Annotated in this window: 13 protein-coding genes; 9 read left to right on the top strand and 4 right to left on the bottom strand. The window is 62.6% G+C overall.

Features of this window, described 5'->3' with window-relative positions:
- Positions 1 to 302: 302 nt before the first annotated feature.
- From nosZ to KO538_RS26245, 8 genes are all read left to right on the top strand, one after another.
- The gene (gene nosZ / locus KO538_RS26280) at positions 303 to 2,216 is read left to right on the top strand and encodes a TAT-dependent nitrous-oxide reductase (RefSeq protein WP_034748840.1); all 1,914 of its coding nucleotides are present in this window, start codon (positions 303 to 305) and stop codon (positions 2,214 to 2,216) included.
- 53 nt (positions 2,217 to 2,269) lie between these two features.
- Entirely contained in the window at positions 2,270 to 4,447 is a 2,178-nt protein-coding gene (locus tag KO538_RS26275; RefSeq protein WP_257620597.1) for a NosR/NirI family protein, read from the top strand.
- 29 nt (positions 4,448 to 4,476) lie between these two features.
- The gene (locus tag KO538_RS26270) at positions 4,477 to 5,745 is read left to right on the top strand and encodes a nitrous oxide reductase family maturation protein NosD (protein WP_072457004.1); all 1,269 of its coding nucleotides are present in this window, start codon (positions 4,477 to 4,479) and stop codon (positions 5,743 to 5,745) included.
- Positions 5,714 to 6,667: an ABC transporter ATP-binding protein gene (locus KO538_RS26265; protein ID WP_034748846.1), complete on the top strand. Its 954-nt coding sequence runs from the start codon at positions 5,714 to 5,716 to the stop codon at positions 6,665 to 6,667. Before KO538_RS26270 ends, KO538_RS26265 begins: the two co-directional genes overlap by 32 nt.
- On the top strand, positions 6,651 to 7,475 hold the full coding sequence (locus KO538_RS26260) for an ABC transporter permease (protein ID WP_200872998.1): 825 nt from the start codon (positions 6,651 to 6,653) through the stop codon (positions 7,473 to 7,475). Before KO538_RS26265 ends, KO538_RS26260 begins: the two co-directional genes overlap by 17 nt.
- Entirely contained in the window at positions 7,472 to 7,993 is a 522-nt protein-coding gene (locus tag KO538_RS26255; protein WP_219330131.1) for a nitrous oxide reductase accessory protein NosL, read from the top strand. Before KO538_RS26260 ends, KO538_RS26255 begins: the two co-directional genes overlap by 4 nt.
- Before the next feature lie 96 nt (positions 7,994 to 8,089).
- Positions 8,090 to 8,407 carry a cytochrome c5 family protein gene (locus KO538_RS26250; RefSeq protein ID WP_034748852.1) on the top strand — a complete coding sequence of 106 codons (318 nt, stop codon included), beginning with the start codon at positions 8,090 to 8,092 and terminating at the stop codon, positions 8,405 to 8,407.
- Positions 8,408 to 8,455: 48 nt separating this feature from the next.
- Positions 8,456 to 9,496: an FAD:protein FMN transferase gene (locus KO538_RS26245; protein WP_072456929.1), complete on the top strand. Its 1,041-nt coding sequence runs from the start codon at positions 8,456 to 8,458 to the stop codon at positions 9,494 to 9,496.
- Between the two features lie 3 nt (positions 9,497 to 9,499).
- Here the strand turns inward: KO538_RS26245 and KO538_RS26240 are convergent, their stop codons facing one another.
- Positions 9,500 to 10,273 (bottom strand): helix-turn-helix transcriptional regulator, encoded by a 774-nt coding sequence (locus KO538_RS26240; protein ID WP_219330130.1) that lies wholly within the window; start codon positions 10,271 to 10,273, stop codon positions 9,500 to 9,502.
- Between the two features lie 104 nt (positions 10,274 to 10,377).
- Here KO538_RS26240 and KO538_RS26235 point away from each other — a divergent pair, with 104 nt between their 5' ends.
- Positions 10,378 to 11,145: a class I SAM-dependent methyltransferase gene (locus KO538_RS26235; protein WP_219330129.1), complete on the top strand. Its 768-nt coding sequence runs from the start codon at positions 10,378 to 10,380 to the stop codon at positions 11,143 to 11,145.
- Between the two features lie 188 nt (positions 11,146 to 11,333).
- Here KO538_RS26235 and KO538_RS26230 read toward each other — a convergent pair whose 3' ends face one another.
- The 3 genes from KO538_RS26230 to ftsA form a co-directional block, all read right to left on the bottom strand.
- Positions 11,334 to 11,840, bottom strand: coding sequence for a peroxiredoxin (locus KO538_RS26230; RefSeq protein ID WP_058050716.1), 507 nt, complete (start codon positions 11,838 to 11,840; stop codon positions 11,334 to 11,336).
- Positions 11,841 to 12,023: 183 nt separating this feature from the next.
- Positions 12,024 to 13,232 (bottom strand): cell division protein FtsZ, encoded by a 1,209-nt coding sequence (gene ftsZ, locus KO538_RS26225; RefSeq protein WP_070305665.1) that lies wholly within the window; start codon positions 13,230 to 13,232, stop codon positions 12,024 to 12,026.
- 154 nt (positions 13,233 to 13,386) lie between these two features.
- Entirely contained in the window at positions 13,387 to 14,619 is a 1,233-nt protein-coding gene (gene ftsA, locus KO538_RS26220; RefSeq protein WP_010394955.1) for a cell division protein FtsA, read from the bottom strand.
- Positions 14,620 to 14,633: the final 14 nt, after the last annotated feature.

The following is a 14,633-nucleotide window of genomic DNA, read 5'->3' as shown; positions in this document are numbered from 1 at the left end:
GCATAGATGCTGTGCAGATTTTCTTGACGAGAAGACAGGGAATGCTCCTTGACGACCGGTCCGGGGCGGACCACTGGGAACGTCATTATGGCGACGTCCGGAGCCAGCACAGCGGAGGCGCTGCCGGGATTGATTATAGCAAGCCGGCCAGCTCATCAGGGGCGACGACGAAAACAGTGCCTGGATCAAGTACTGCCGCAATCGCGGCGGCGGTGCCTGAAATGCTTGATCCACGTCATCGTTTTTTTAAAAGATGCATGTAAAATGCTTGTTTATAATTTTGCAACGATGGAGAACGAGAGATGGACAGCAAGAAGATAGATACCACCAACGACACGCCGTCGAGCCGCCGCGGCTTTCTCGGCAAGAGCGCCGCACTGGGCCTGGCAGGCGTCACGTTGGGCCTGGCCGGCTGCAAGGAGGAAGCTGCCGCCGGTGGCAAGAGCGCTGCCGCACCGGCCGCACATCACGGCACCGAGATCGCGCCAGGCCAGCTGGACGACTACTATGCTTTCATCAGTTCCGGCCATTCGGGCGAAGCGCGGGTGCTCGGCCTGCCTTCCGGACGCACGCTCAAGCGCATCCCGGTGTTCAACGTCGATTGCATGGTCGGCTGGGGTATTACCAATGAATCGAAAGCCATCATCGGCACCAAGCCCGACGGCACGCTGAAATACATCACCGGCGACACCCACCACGTCCACGGCAGCTACAAGAACGGCACGTATGACGGCCGCTGGCTGTTCATCAACGACAAGCTGCATTCACGCGTGGCGCGCATCCGCATGGACACCATGGAATGCGACAAGATCACCGAACTGCCGAATGTGGCCGGCTTCCACGGCCTGTTCCCTGACAAGCGCGATCCGGTCGACCAGAAGATTGACTACACCACCCGCGTGTTCTGCGGCGCCGAATTCCATATCCCGCTGCCGAACGACGGCCGCGACCTGGACAATCCGGACAAGTGGGGTGCGTTGTTCAGCTGCGTCAGCGCAGAGACCATGGAAGTGATGTGGCAGGTGCGCGTTGACGGCAATATGGATCTGTGCGCCACCTCGTACGACGGCAAGCTGGCCGCCTGCAACCAGTACAACGTGGAAAACGCCGCCGACCTGAACGGCATGATGGCGGCCGAGCGCGATGCCTGCGTGTTCCTGCATATCGAACGCGTCGAGGCCTTGGTCAAGGCAGGCAAGTTCACCACCATCGGCAGTTCCAAGGTCCCCGTGGTCGATGGCCGCAAGGCTGCCAACGCCGATCCGAAAAGCGCGATCTCGCTGTACGTCCCGGTCAGCAAGAACCCGCATGGCGTCAACGCCAGCCCGGACGGAAAATACTTCGTCTGCTCCGGCAAGCTGTCGCCGACCGCCACCGTGATTGAATTGAGCAAGGTGCTGCAGTGGTTCGACGGTAACGTCAAGGATCCGCGCGACACCGTGGTGGCCGAACCGGAAATCGGCCTCGGCCCGCTGCACACCGCCTTCGACGGCAGGGGCAACGCCTATACCTCGCTGTTCCTCGACAGCCAAGCCGTCAAATGGAATGTGGATGCAGCCATTGCCCAGTTCAAGGGCGACAAAAACGCCAAGGTCATCATCGAGAAGCTGGACGTGCACTACCAGCCGGGCCATAACTACTCATCGATGGGTGAAACCAGGGAAGCTGACGGCAAATACCTCAACTCCGGCAACAAGTTCTCCAAGGACCGCTTCCTGCCAGTCGGCCCGCTGCATCCTGAAACCGAACAGTTGGTGGACATCAGCGGCGCCAGCATGAAGCTGATAGCCGATCACACTGCCTACCCGGAACCGCACGATGGCATTATCGTGCGCCGCGACGTGGTCAAGACGCGCCAGATCCACACCATGACCGACTTCCCGAATGCCGTCACGCCGGAAAACGCCGGCATCGAGCGCAAGGGCAACAAGGTGCATGTGCGTCTGATGTCGCAAGCGCCGGCGTTCAGCATGCCGGTCATCAAGGTCAAAAAAGGCGATGAAGTCACGCTCACCCTGACCAACTACGACAAGGTCGAAGATTTAACCCACGGTTGCGCCATCCCGACCTACAACATCAACTTTATCGTCAATCCGCAGGAAACCAAGTCGGTCACTTTCAAGGCCGATCACGCCGGTGCGTTCTGGTTGTATTGCACGCACTTCTGCCACGCCCTGCATCTGGAAATGCGTAGCCGTTTCCTGGTTGAAGCCTGAGTTGTCCCGCAAGTCCATGCCGGCTGATGCGTCAGCCGGCATGGCATATTCTCATGACGACTACTTTAAAAACCTTGTTCAATTCGCTGGCGTCGTGCTTGATGTTACTGGCTATGCTGGCACCGCCCATCGCCGCCGCCAACATCTACGACGCTGAACTTTCCTCCGAACTGTTGCACGGCGCCGACCTGTGCGCGCATGCCGCCTGCCGCGACGTGATGCCGCAAGCGCAGCGCTTCTCGCAGCGCATGGGTTCTCCACGCTATGTGCAAGCGCTGGACACCGGCGGCAAGCTCGTTGGCTACGTTTTCCTGTCAACCGACGTGGTGGACATTCCAGCCTATTCCGGCAAGCCGGTCATTACACTGATCGGCATGGACACCGCAGGCATCATTACCGGCGTGCGCGTGATCAAGCATTCCGAACCGATCCTGCTGGCCGGCATACCGGAATCGGCGCTGCTCAAGTTCATCGGACAATATGTCGGCCTGCGCGGTGACGCCAGGCTGGAAATTGGCCGTGGCGGCGATGGCAGCGTGGGATTGGACGCGATCAGCGGCGCCACCGTGACGGCCATCGCCGAGAACCAGGTAATTTCCCGCAGCGCCTATGAGATCGGCCGCCAGGTCGGCATCTTCACTGCGGCGGCGCGGCCGCCAGCCCGCTTCACGCCGCTCGACGAGCGCCTCAACTGGGGCAAGCTGGCCGACGAGGGCTCGGTCGGCCGCCTGACGATCACCGCGCGCGAAGTCGGCGCCGACAGCGCACGCGGCGACTACATCGATCTCTACTTCGGCTACCTCAACACGCCGACGCTGGGCAACAGCCTGCTGGGCGAGGACAACTACCAGCGCCTGATGCGCGACCTCAAGCCGGACGAGCATGCGATCTTCGTCATCGCCAGCGGCCAGACCTCGTTCAAGGGCTCGGGCTTTGTGCGCGGCGGCATCTACGACCGCATCCAGGTGCGGCAAGATCCTGAAACCTACACCTTCCGCGATACCGACTATCTCAATCTGTATCACCTGCAGCCCGGCGATGTGCCCCAATACCGCGAATCGGGCATCTTCATCGTCCGCTCGAAACACTTCAATCCGGCGTGGCCTTGGACGCTGACGCTGCTGGTCAATCAGTTGGACGCCAAGGGCGCCAAGACCTTCACCCACTACGACCAGACATACTGGCTGCCGGCCCGCTATCTGGAAGGCGGCCATCCGAAAGTGGTGACGGCGCGCCCGGCGTGGCAAAACATCTGGCTGGACCGGATTGCGCAAATCGGCTTCTTCGTCGCCACCCTGTTGTTTACCGCCATCTGGTACGCACGACGCGACCGGCTGGTGCGTGCATCGACGCGCAAGCACAAGCCTTTGATCAGCTGGCCGCGGCTGGTGCTGTGGATCATCAGCGCCGGCTTCATCGGTTTCTACCTGAAGGCGCAGCCCAGCATCACGCAGATCATGACCTGGCTCCATTCGCTGATCCATCAATGGCGCTGGGAGCTGTTCCTGTCCGATCCCTTCATCTTCCTGTTCTGGTGGTTCATCATCATCACGGTGCTGATCTGGGGACGCGGCCTGTTCTGCGGCTGGTTATGTCCATTCGGCTCGCTGCAGCACCTGATGCTGAAACTCGGTTCCGCCATCGGCCTGAAACGCTGGCAGAAACTGCTGCCAAAACCACTGCACGACAAGCTGCGCTGGCTGAAGTACGTCATCTTCTTCGGCCTGATCGGCGTATCCCTGTTCTCAATGGAGACGGCCGAACATCTGGCCGAAATCGAACCCTTCAAGACCACTTTCCTGGTCGGCGTATGGAACCGCAGCTGGCCATTCTGGCTCTTTATCGGCGCCATTCTGGGCCTGTCGCTGTTCAGCGAGCGCCCCTACTGCAAATACCTGTGCCCGATGGGCGCGGGCCTGGCGCTGCCCGGCAAGTTCCGTCTGTTCGGTCTGAAGCGCAAGGCAGAATGCACCAGCTGCCACGCCTGCGCCGCCGGTTGCGGCTCGCACGCCATCGACAGCCAAGGCAAAATCGATCAGATGGAATGCATGCTGTGCCTGGACTGCATGGTGATGTACTACGACGATCACGCCTGTCCACCCCTGGTGAAAGAGCGCAAGCGGCGAGCTGCCAAGGGCGAAGCGCTGACGCGTATCGGCGCCGACGGCTACTTCCTTACGCTCGACAGCTTGCGCTCAACGCTGCCGTCGCAAGGCAAGGAAGACGCATGAGGCTGGCGCCTTCCACCCTGCTGGCGCTGATGCGCGCGCTGGTGCTGGCAGTCATATTGGCCGGCTATGGGCCTGGCCTGGCCGCCGCCGTGCTGGAAGTGGCGCCGGGCACGTCGATCAATGCGGCCATCGCCAGTGCGCAGAAAGGCGACACACTGCTGATCGCACCCGGCAGGTATAACGAACACGTGCTGGTCGACAAGGCGCTGACGCTGCAAGGGCGCAGCCATCCCACCATCAGCGGCCGAGGGCACGGCGACACCATCCGCATCACCGCCCCCGACGTCACCCTGATCGGCCTGGTCGTGATCGACAGCGGCGCGGACCTCACTGCGCAGAACGCCGGCATTTATATCGTACCTGGCGCGCATCGCGTACAGATCAACAACTGTCGACTGGTCGCCAACCTGTTCGGCATCTGGCTGCAAGGCGTTGACGATGCGCGCTTGCTGAACAACACCATCACCGGCCGGCGCGACCTGCAGTCGGCGCAGCGCGGCAATGGCATCCAGGTGTACGACACGCGCGGAGCGCGCGTCACCGGCAACGAAATCAGCGGCACGCGCGACGGCATCTATGTCGACGTCTCGCGCGACGCGCAATTTCGCCACAACCGCATCCACCATGTCCGCTACGGCACGCACTACATGAACACCCACCACAGTACTTGGGAAGACAACGAGGTATATCTGAGCCGGGCCGGGCTGGCGCTGATGGAGGTGCGCAGCCTGACCGTGCGCCGCAATATCGCGTGGGGCAATACCGATCACGGCATCATGCTGCGCACCATCCAGGACTCGCTGATCGAAGACAACGTGGTGGCCGGCAACGACCGTGGTTTTTTCATCTATGACGCCGAGTACAACACGCTGCGCCACAACCTGATCATCAATAACCGCACCGGCGTGCACCTGTCGGCCGGCTCGTCGAACAACCAAGTCGATGGCAACGACTTCATCGGCAACCAGGAGCAGGTGCGCTTTGTTGCCGCGCGCGATGTCGAATGGGGCAAACAGGAAGGCAACTACTGGAGCAATTACAACGGCTGGGACCAGAACGGCGACGGCCAGGGTGACGTGGCGTATGAAGCGAACGACCTGGTTGACCGTCTGAACTGGCAATACCCGCTGCTCAAGCTGCTCGGCGCCAGCCCCGCGCTGCAGACGCTGCGCTTTGCCGCGCGTCAGTTTCCGCTGCTGCGCGCGCCAAGCGTAGTCGACCGCCATCCGCGCATGCGCCCGCTCTCACAGAATTGGAAGAAATGGAATGACATCGCTCCCCGCATCGAATACAACTGAAGCCGCCGTCAGCCTGCGCGGCATCCGGCATCGCTACGGCGCGCTCACAGTGCTGCAGGACGTCAGCTTTGACATCGCCCATGGCGCCATGTTCGGCCTGATCGGCCACAATGGCGCCGGCAAGAGCACGCTATTCAAGCTGATGCTCGGTCTGATCACGCCCTGCGCCGGCACGCTGCACGTACTGGGCCAGAACGCGGCCGAACCTGCCTTTCGCCAGACGCGCCGGCGCGTCGGCTATCTGCCGGAAAGTTTTCTCACCTACGATAACCTGAGTGGCCAGGAAGTACTGCACTTTTTTGCGGACTTGAAGCACATTGCGCGCGCTGCTTGCGCACCGTTGCTCGACCTGGTGGGCCTGACGCATGCCGCCGCGCGGCCGGTACAGGGGTACTCCAAGGGCATGCGCCAGCGGCTCGGCCTGGCGCAGGCTCTGCTGGGCGAGCCGGACCTGATCTTCCTCGATGAGCCGACCAACGGATTGGACCCGCAAGGCATCGCCGACTTTTACGCCATCTTGCGCACCGCGCAGGACCGCGGCGCCACCATCGTCATCACCTCACACATCCTGGCAGAGATCGAGCACAGGGTCGACCAGCTGCTCATCATGCAGAGCGGCACGGTGGCCGCGCAAGGCACGCTGAGGCAGTTGCGGACGGGTACCCATGCGCCCCGGATGCTGACCATTACCGCCACGATTGCGCCTGCGCTGCAGGCGGGCGTGCGCGCGGCGCTGGCCGCGTTGCCGCTGGAGCTGGCGCTGGAGGTGCATGGCGAACAGCTGCACGTGCGCTGCGCCAGGGCCGACAAGATGGCGGTGCTGCGCCAGCTGGCCGCTTGCGCCGACGACATCGCGATTCAGGAATCGACATTGGAACAAGTATTTCTCGGCTACGGAGGCACTCATGCGCGCACGCATTGAATGGCGCCAGGTCGGCGTGCTGGCCGCAAAAGAATGGCGTGAGCGGCTGCGCAACCGCTGGGTGCTGGCCGTGGCGCTGGTGTTTGCCTTCTTCGCGCTGGCCATCGCCTACTTCGGCGCAGCCCAGCAGGGACAGGTTGGTTTCCACGGCATCGACGCCACTATCGCCAGCCTGTCCAGCCTGGTGATCTATCTGGTGCCGCTGATCGCCCTGATACTCGGCTATGACGCGATTGTCGGCGAGCGTGAGCGCGGCGCGCTGGAACTGCTGCTGTCGATGCCGGTGACGCCGCTGGAAGTGCTGCTCGGTAAGTATCTCGGCCTGGCGGCGGCGCTCACCAGCGCCACCGCGATCGGCTTTGGCGCCGGCCTGCTGCCGCTGTTCTCGCAACTGACTGTGGCCGAGGGCTGGCGCTACGCCCAATTCGTCGCCAGCGCCGTGCTGATGGGACTGGCCTTCCTCAGCATTGCCATGCTGGTATCGGTCAGCACCCGCGACCGCGTCCGCGCCAGCGGCATTGCACTGGCGCTGTGGTTCCTGTTCGTGCTGGTGTTCGACCTGCTGCTGATGGGGGTGATGGTGCTCAGCCAGGGCCAGCTCGGTAGCGGCCTGTTCGCCGCCATGCTGATGCTGAACCCGGCCGACGTATTTCGCCTGCTGAACGTGTTCAGCTCGGACCAGGCGCAAGCCATGTATGGCCTGGCCACCGTGATGCCGCAAGGCTGGACCCACCCGGCGCTGCTGTCGGGCGTGATGCTAGCCTGGATTTTTTTACCGTTTTCTATCGCACTCAGGAGATTTTCATGACTATTTTCCACCTGCGCAGTAGCGCGCTGGCCGCACTGGCCACCCTTGCGCTGGCCGCCTGCACGTACAGCGCCACCAACCTGCCAGCCATTGATCCGTCCGACGAAGCCGCGTGTGCGCTGGACGGCATGCTGCTGCGCGACTTCCCTGGGCCGAAAGCGCAGGTTCGCTTCGCCGACGGCAAGACCAGCTACTTCTGTGACGTAAAAGAACTGCTCGGTGAAATGCTGGCGCCGGAACAGCGTCGCGCCACCAGCGCCTTCTACGTGCAGGACATGGGCAGCGCCAACTGGCAACAGCCGCACGGCCACTGGATCGGGGCACACGACGCGCTCTATGTATTAGGCAGCAAGGCGCAGGGCTCGATGGGCCCGGCCATCGCCTCGTTCAGCCGGCAGGTGGACGCGGAAGCGTTTGTTCGCAAGGAAGGCGGCCGCGTGCTGCGCTTCAAGCAGATCACGCCGGCCCTGCTGAACGAAGCCAGCGGCGCCATGCCGACGCACGCCATGGCGCATTGAAACACCACCGCCTGGGCCGGCATTGCCGTTCGGCGGAAAGCGCCGGTCCGTTTTTACCCCGGCATTTGCCGACTTACTTTTGAAAAGAGACAGACCATGAAGAAACTACTTGCACTGGCAGCAATGCTGGCAGCCATCACCTCTGCCACCAGCGCCGCCGCCGCGCCGGACGCCGCCAAGGTTGAGAAAACCTACTCCACCACCTGCCTGGCCTGCCACGGCAGCGGCATCATGGGCGCGCCCAAGGTTGGCGACAAGGCGGGATGGAAACCGCGTATCGCCAAAGGCAAGCCGGCGCTGTACCTGAGCGCCATCAACGGCGTGAAAATGATGCCGCCACGCGGCGGCAATCCAGGCCTGAAGGATGATGAAGTGAAAGCACTGGTCGACTACATGGTCGCCAAGAGCAATTAAGACTGCTGGCCGCCGCCTGCGCGCGGCGGCCACACCCGGAGACATTCCATGTTTACCCGCACGCTGCTGGCGCTACTGCTGTTCCTGACTGCTTGTTCCGGCGAGGAACGCCTCTACAAAACCCGGGGCCACGTGTTCGGCACCACGGTCGACATCACCATCTACGGTGGTTCGCAGCAGCGCGCCGATCTGCTTGGCGCCGAGGTGTTGAGAGAATTCGATCGCCTGCACCGTAAATTCCACGCGTGGGAGCCAAGCATGCTCACCGCCCTCAACGACAGCATCGCCAAAGGCGAGCCAATGCGCGCCGACGCTGAAATGGTCGGCCTGCTAAAATCGGCCGAGAAGCTGTCAGTGCGTTCCGGCCTGCTGTTCAACCCCACCATTGGGCATCTGATCAGGCTGTGGGGCTTCCAGAAAAACGACATCGGCGCGCAGGGACCGCCGGCCGCCGAGATCAAGCGCTGGGTCGACGCGCGGCCATCGCTGTCCGACCTGCGCTACAACGGCAACATCATCAGCAGCGTCAACCCTGCCGTCATGATCGACCTCGGCGGCTACGCCAAAGGTTACGCGCTCGACCGCGCCGCCGCGCTGCTGCGCGAAGCGCACGTCAAGGCGGCGCTGGTCAACATCGGTGGCAACGTCATCGCCATAGGCCAGCCCGGTGAACGACCGTGGCAGGTCGGCATCCGTGATCCGCGTGGCGCCGGGACAGTTGCGCAGATCGCTTTGCGCGACAACGAAGCGATCGGCACCAGCGGTGACTATGAACGCTACTTCATGAAGGACGGCAAGCGCCGCCCGCACATCATCGACCCGCGCAGCGGCTACCCGATCGATCTGGTCGCTTCGGTCACCATCATCGCCAGCGGCGGCCGCGCCCCTGGCCTGCGCTCGGACGGCCACTCCAAACCGCTGTTCATCACCGGCCCCCGAGACTGGCAAGCGATGGCGGAAAAACTCGACCTGAAAGAAGTGCTGATGGTTGACGCCCAGCGCAATGTCCACATGACAGCAGCCATGCAAGCGCGCATTGCAGGTGCAGAGCGGCACGAGCACGCCGGGACCTGGCAAGCACGCGAGTGACGTCTACGACACAGGCAACAGCATCACCAGCTTCAGTTCATGCTGGCGCGCCAGGTGCAAGGTCACCTGATTGAAACTGAGCGCACCCTGCAGCGGATGCTGGAAGCTGCGCAAGCCGCCATCGCGCCCCAGTACTTGCTGCGCACTCCACCACAGCCGGAATTCCAGGCTGGCGCCGGCCAGTTCCGCGATCAGGCCGGCCAGCGGCGCCTGGTCCGCCTGCCGGCCGATATCGGCGCGGAACTCCGCCACCAGCCGCTGTGCCCGCTCGGGCCAGCCGACGACCAGGTCGCGCGCTCCAGGCTCCAGGAACATGAAGCGCAGCTGGTTCGGTGCGCCGTCCCCGGCCTGCAGCCAGCCCGCAAACAAGGTGGACGCCGCGCCGTTCCACGCCACGGCGTTCCATGCGCGGTCGAGGATGTAGGCGGGCGCGTCAATGGCGGACACGATGGCGGCCAGTTCGGCGCTGGCAGGCCCACCGCCCTCGCCTGTCGCGTGGCTGGGGTCATGCTTGTCGGCCACCTCGAACAGATAGGCGCGCTCGGCCGCGCTCAGCTGCAGCACCTGCGCCAGGCGGGCCAGCATCTTGGCCGACGCCGACACGGGCCGCCCCTGCTCCAGCCACGTCAGCCACGTGGGACTGACGTCGCACAGCTGCGCCAACTCTTCGCGCCGCAAGCCCGGCGTGCGCCGCCGCCCGCCGCCGGGCAAGCCAGCCATGACGGGGGTGACGGCTTCGCGCCTGGCGCGGATGAATTCAGCAAGTTTATTCGACATGACATGGATGCATGGTAGTGAATATACCAGTATAAGTTATGGTCTTGTTACAGGATAATTTTATCCTTATTCTGCAGGAACTCACCCATCAACAGGAGAAAACCATGCAGCAGCACGATGTCGTTACCGAACAGTTTGGCAAAACGGCCAACGCCTACCTGAGCAGCGCCGTCCACGCGCAAGGCGCCGACCTGGTGCTGATGCAGGAATGCGCGCGCCGCCACGGCAAGACCGTCGTCCTGGACCTGGGCTGCGGCGCCGGCCACGCCAGCTTTGCCGTCGCCCCCGTGGCGCAATCGGTGGTCGCCTACGACCTGGCGCAGCCCATGCTCGACGTCGTCGACCACGCGAAGGTGCAGCGCGGCTTGCACAACATCAGCACGCAACAGGGCGACGTGGCGCGCCTGCCGTTTGCCGACGCCAGCTTCGACATGGTCGTCACGCGCTTTTCCGCGCACCACTGGAACGACGTGGCTGCGGCCCTCGCGGAAGCGTGGCGCGTGCTGCGTCCGAACGGCACCTTGCTGGTGGTCGACATCGTCGCGCCAAAGACAGCCCTGTACGACAGCACCTTGCAGGCGGTGGAAATGCTGCGCGATGCTTCCCACGTGCGCGACTACCGCACCTGCGAATGGGGCGCCAAATTCAACAACGCGGGATTCACGCACAGCTTGCGCAGCGTGTGGAAACTGACGATGCAGTTCGACGAATGGGTGGCGCGCATGCGCACACCAAGCGAAAGAGTGGCAGCCATCCGCAACCTGTTCGATGGCGCGCCCGAGGAAGCGCGCCGGTATTTCGCGCTGCAGGACGACTATTCGTTCAGCATCGATGCGGCTATGTTCGAGGCAACGAAACCGTCGGTACAGTAAACGTCAAAACGGCGCCGATGGCGCCGTTTTTTATTGCGTAGCTTGGGTAGGTTGGGTAGGTTGGATTAGCGCAGCGCGCGTAATCCAACAATGCTGAAGCAAACGCGGTACGAACGTAGCACGTCGGCTTACGCTGCGCTAAGCCGACCTACGCCGACCGACACAGGCCTACCCAGCCAGCGCTCTGCTTAAGCCAGCTGGCCCAGCAGCGTCTCGGCATTCGACACTTCAAACTTACCGCCTTGCTCGACGTTCAATTGCGTCACGACGCCATTGTCGACCAGCATCGAGTAGCGCTGCGAGCGCGTGCCCATGCCGTGCTTGGAGAAATCGGCGTCCAGGCCCAGTGCCTTGCTGTAGGCAGCATTGCCGTCAGCCATCATGCGCACGACGCCGGTGGCTTTCTGGTCGCGGCCCCAGGCGCCCATCACGAACGCATCGTTGACGGAGATGCACCAGATTTCATCGACGCCCTTGGCTTTCAGGTCGGCAGCGTGCTGCACGTAGCCTGGCACGTGCTGTGCGGAGCAGGTCGGGGTGTAGGCGCCTGGCAGGCCGAAGATGGCGATCTTCTTGCCCTTGACCAGGTCTTGCACATTGAACGTGTTCGGGCCCAGTGCGCAACCTTCGGTTTCGCTTTCGATGAATTCGGCCAGGGTGCCTTCTGGCAGGGTGTCGCCGATCTTGATGGTCATGTTGACTCCTTGTGTACTGTCGGTTGAGGGTTCTGCCGGCATGATGCCGACACTGCGCGATAGTATGCCTGACTTGCCGTATTTGTGCAGAAAATGGCCGGAAAGGCAAAGTCAAAAGTCAAAAGCCGGCAAAAAAAACGGCGGCCCTCAGGCCGCCGTCATCTTTACTGACATCAGATCACCTTAATCCGCTTGCTTGCGCAGGAACGCTGGAATATCGTACGTCTCCATACCATTCTTTTCCATCGCGCGCACTTGCTCGGAAGCCGATTCACGGCGCCATACCGCCGGCGCCTTCATGCCGTCGAAACCGGCCGCCGGCGTGGCCACGCCAACCGTCGCCGTCGCCGCTTGCGCGCTACCCATGGCAGCCGACGGGGTCAGCGGGCTGTTGTGGGTGCCGGTGCGCAGCACTTGCTGCGGTACCAGCTGGATGTTCTTCTTGGCGCGGCCCAGGCCCGTGGCCACCACGGTCACGCGGATGTCGTCGCCCATGGCGTCGTCGTAGGCGATACCTTGCGCGATCGACGCGTCCGGCGCGGCAAACGCGCGCACGGCAGCCATGACTTCCTTGATCTCTTTACCTTTCAAGCCACGGCTGGCCGTGACGTTGACCAGCACGCCGCGCGCGCCGGACAGATCGATGCCATCGAGCAGCGGCGAAGCGACAGCCTGTTCGGCGGCGATGCGCGCGCGGTCGACGCCGGAAGCCGTCGCCGTACCCATCATGGCCTTGCCCTGCTCGCCCATGATGGTTTTCACGTCGTTGAAGTCGACGTTGATATGGCCAGGCACGTTGATGATCTCGGCAATGCCGGCCACCGCGTTGTTAAGCACATCATCGGCGTGCTGCATCCATTCCAGCATGCTTTCGTCTTCGTAGATCTCTTCCAGTTTTTCATTGAGGATGATGATCAGCGAATCGACGTGCAGGGACAGCTGCTCCAGGCCTTCGTCGGCGATGTCCATGCACTTCTGGCCTTCGTACGAGAATGGCTTGGAAACCACGGCCACCGTCAGCGCGCCCAGTTCCTTGGCCACTTCGGCCACGATGGGAGCGGCGCCCGTACCGGTGCCGCCGCCCATGCCGGCGGCGATGAAGACCATGTGCGCGCCGCGCAGCGAATCGGCGATGCGCGTACGCGACTCTTCGGCCAGCTGGCGGCCGACGGCAGGCTTCATGCCTGCGCCCAGACCGGTATCGCCGATCTGGATGATGTTGTGGGCCTTCGATGTCGACAGGGCCTGTGCGTCGGTGTTGGCGGCAATGAACTCCACGCCCGACATGCCTTTGTTGATCATGTGTTGGACTGCATTGCCACCCGCACCGCCGACGCCGACGACCTTGATGACGGTACCTAAAGCTGTGTTATCGACCATATCGAACTCCATGATGTGCTCCTATCAGATGCGGTTTCCAAGCGCCAGGCCTCATATTGGTAGGAGAACTGGAGATTGAAAACTGCGGTTAAATATAAAATTAAGTTATGTGTGTGTACCTGCGATGCTGCCAAAAAACCTGTACTGCCGGGCGTAAATCATGCCCTTAAAAATTCCCTAAAAACCATTCCTTCATGCGCTGCCAGACTGCCTTCACCGAGCCGTCCTGACGCGTCACGATGTGGCCGCGCAGGTATTGCTTCTTCGCTTCCAGCAGCAGGCCCAATACCGTGGCATAGCGCGGACTGCGCACCACGTCGGCCAGCTGGCCCCGATACTCGGGCGTGCCAAGCCGCGCCGGTTTCAGGAAAATGTCTTCCGCCATTTCCACCATCCCGGGCATGATGGACGTGCCGCCCGTGAGCACGATGCCCGACGACAGCACGCCTTCGTAACCGGATTCGCGCACCACCTGGTGCACCATGGCGAACAGCTCCTCGACACGCGGTTCGATCACTGCCGCCAGCGCCTGGCGCGACAGGTTGCGCGGGCCGCGGTCGCCCAGGCCAGGCACCTCCAGCGATTCGCCGGGGTCGGCCAGGACCTGCTTGGCCACGCCATAGCGGATCTTGATTTCTTCCGCTTCCGCGGTCGGGGTACGCAAGGCCATGGCGATGTCGTTGGTGATCTGGTCGCCGGCGATGGGAATGACTGCCGTATGGCGGATCGCGCCATCGGAGAATACCGCCACATCGGTCGTGCCGCCGCCGATGTCGATCAGCACCACGCCCAGTTCCTTCTCGTCGGGCGTGAGCACGGCATCGGCGGACGCCATCGGCTGCAGAATCAGGTCCGACACTTCCAGGCCGCAGCGGCGCACGCACTTGACGATGTTCTGCACCGCCGACACGGCGCCGGTGACGATATGCACCTTCACCTCCAGGCGGATGCCGCTCATGCCGATAGGCTCGCGCACATCTTCCTGGCTGTCGACGATGAACTCTTGCGGCACCGTGTGCAGCAATTGCTGATCGGTCGGAATGTTAACCGCTTTTGCCGTCTCGATGACGCGCGCCACGTCGGTCGCCGTCACTTCCTTGTCCTTGATGGCCACCATGCCGCTGGAATTGAAGCTGCGGATATGGCTGCCCGCAATGCCCGCGTACACATTGCGGATCTTGCAGTCGGCCATCAGCTCGGCCTCTTCAAGCGCGCGCTGGATGGACTCCACCGTGGCCTCGATATTGACCACCACGCCCTTTTTCAGGCCCTTCGATTCGTGCTGGCCCAGCCCGATCACTTCGTGGCGCCCGTCGGACATCACTTCGGCTACCACCGCCACCACTTTCGAGGTGCCGATGTCGAGGCCGACGATCAGGTTTTTCGCGTCTTTTGTCATTTCTTTCGCCTAGT

Source organism: Janthinobacterium sp. NKUCC08_JDC (assembly GCF_019345575.1).
Taxonomy (GTDB): domain Bacteria; phylum Pseudomonadota; class Gammaproteobacteria; order Burkholderiales; family Burkholderiaceae_D; genus Janthinobacterium; species Janthinobacterium aestuarii.
This window is presented reverse-complemented; position numbering and strand designations above follow the sequence as displayed.

Bases quoted from the DNA above. Each gene is read 5' to 3' on its own strand.
- KO538_RS26260 (WP_200872998.1), top strand. From the start codon at position 6,651: ATGCGCGCACGCATTGAATGGCGCCAGGTCGGCGTGCTGGCCGCAAAA.
- KO538_RS26245 (WP_072456929.1), top strand. From the start codon at position 8,456: ATGTTTACCCGCACGCTGCTGGCGCTACTGCTGTTCCTGACTGCTTGT.
- KO538_RS26270 (WP_072457004.1), top strand. From the start codon at position 4,477: ATGCGCGCGCTGGTGCTGGCAGTCATATTGGCCGGCTATGGGCCTGGC.
- nosZ (WP_034748840.1), top strand. From the start codon at position 303: ATGGACAGCAAGAAGATAGATACCACCAACGACACGCCGTCGAGCCGC.
- ftsZ (WP_070305665.1), bottom strand. From the start codon at position 13,232: ATGGAGTTCGATATGGTCGATAACACAGCTTTAGGTACCGTCATCAAG.
- KO538_RS26275 (WP_257620597.1), top strand. From the start codon at position 2,270: ATGACGACTACTTTAAAAACCTTGTTCAATTCGCTGGCGTCGTGCTTG.
- KO538_RS26265 (WP_034748846.1), top strand. From the start codon at position 5,714: ATGACATCGCTCCCCGCATCGAATACAACTGAAGCCGCCGTCAGCCTG.
- KO538_RS26240 (WP_219330130.1), bottom strand. From the start codon at position 10,273: ATGTCGAATAAACTTGCTGAATTCATCCGCGCCAGGCGCGAAGCCGTC.
- KO538_RS26255 (WP_219330131.1), top strand. From the start codon at position 7,472: ATGACTATTTTCCACCTGCGCAGTAGCGCGCTGGCCGCACTGGCCACC.
- ftsA (WP_010394955.1), bottom strand. From the start codon at position 14,619: ATGACAAAAGACGCGAAAAACCTGATCGTCGGCCTCGACATCGGCACC.
- KO538_RS26250 (WP_034748852.1), top strand. From the start codon at position 8,090: ATGAAGAAACTACTTGCACTGGCAGCAATGCTGGCAGCCATCACCTCT.
- KO538_RS26230 (WP_058050716.1), bottom strand. From the start codon at position 11,840: ATGACCATCAAGATCGGCGACACCCTGCCAGAAGGCACCCTGGCCGAA.
- KO538_RS26235 (WP_219330129.1), top strand. From the start codon at position 10,378: ATGCAGCAGCACGATGTCGTTACCGAACAGTTTGGCAAAACGGCCAAC.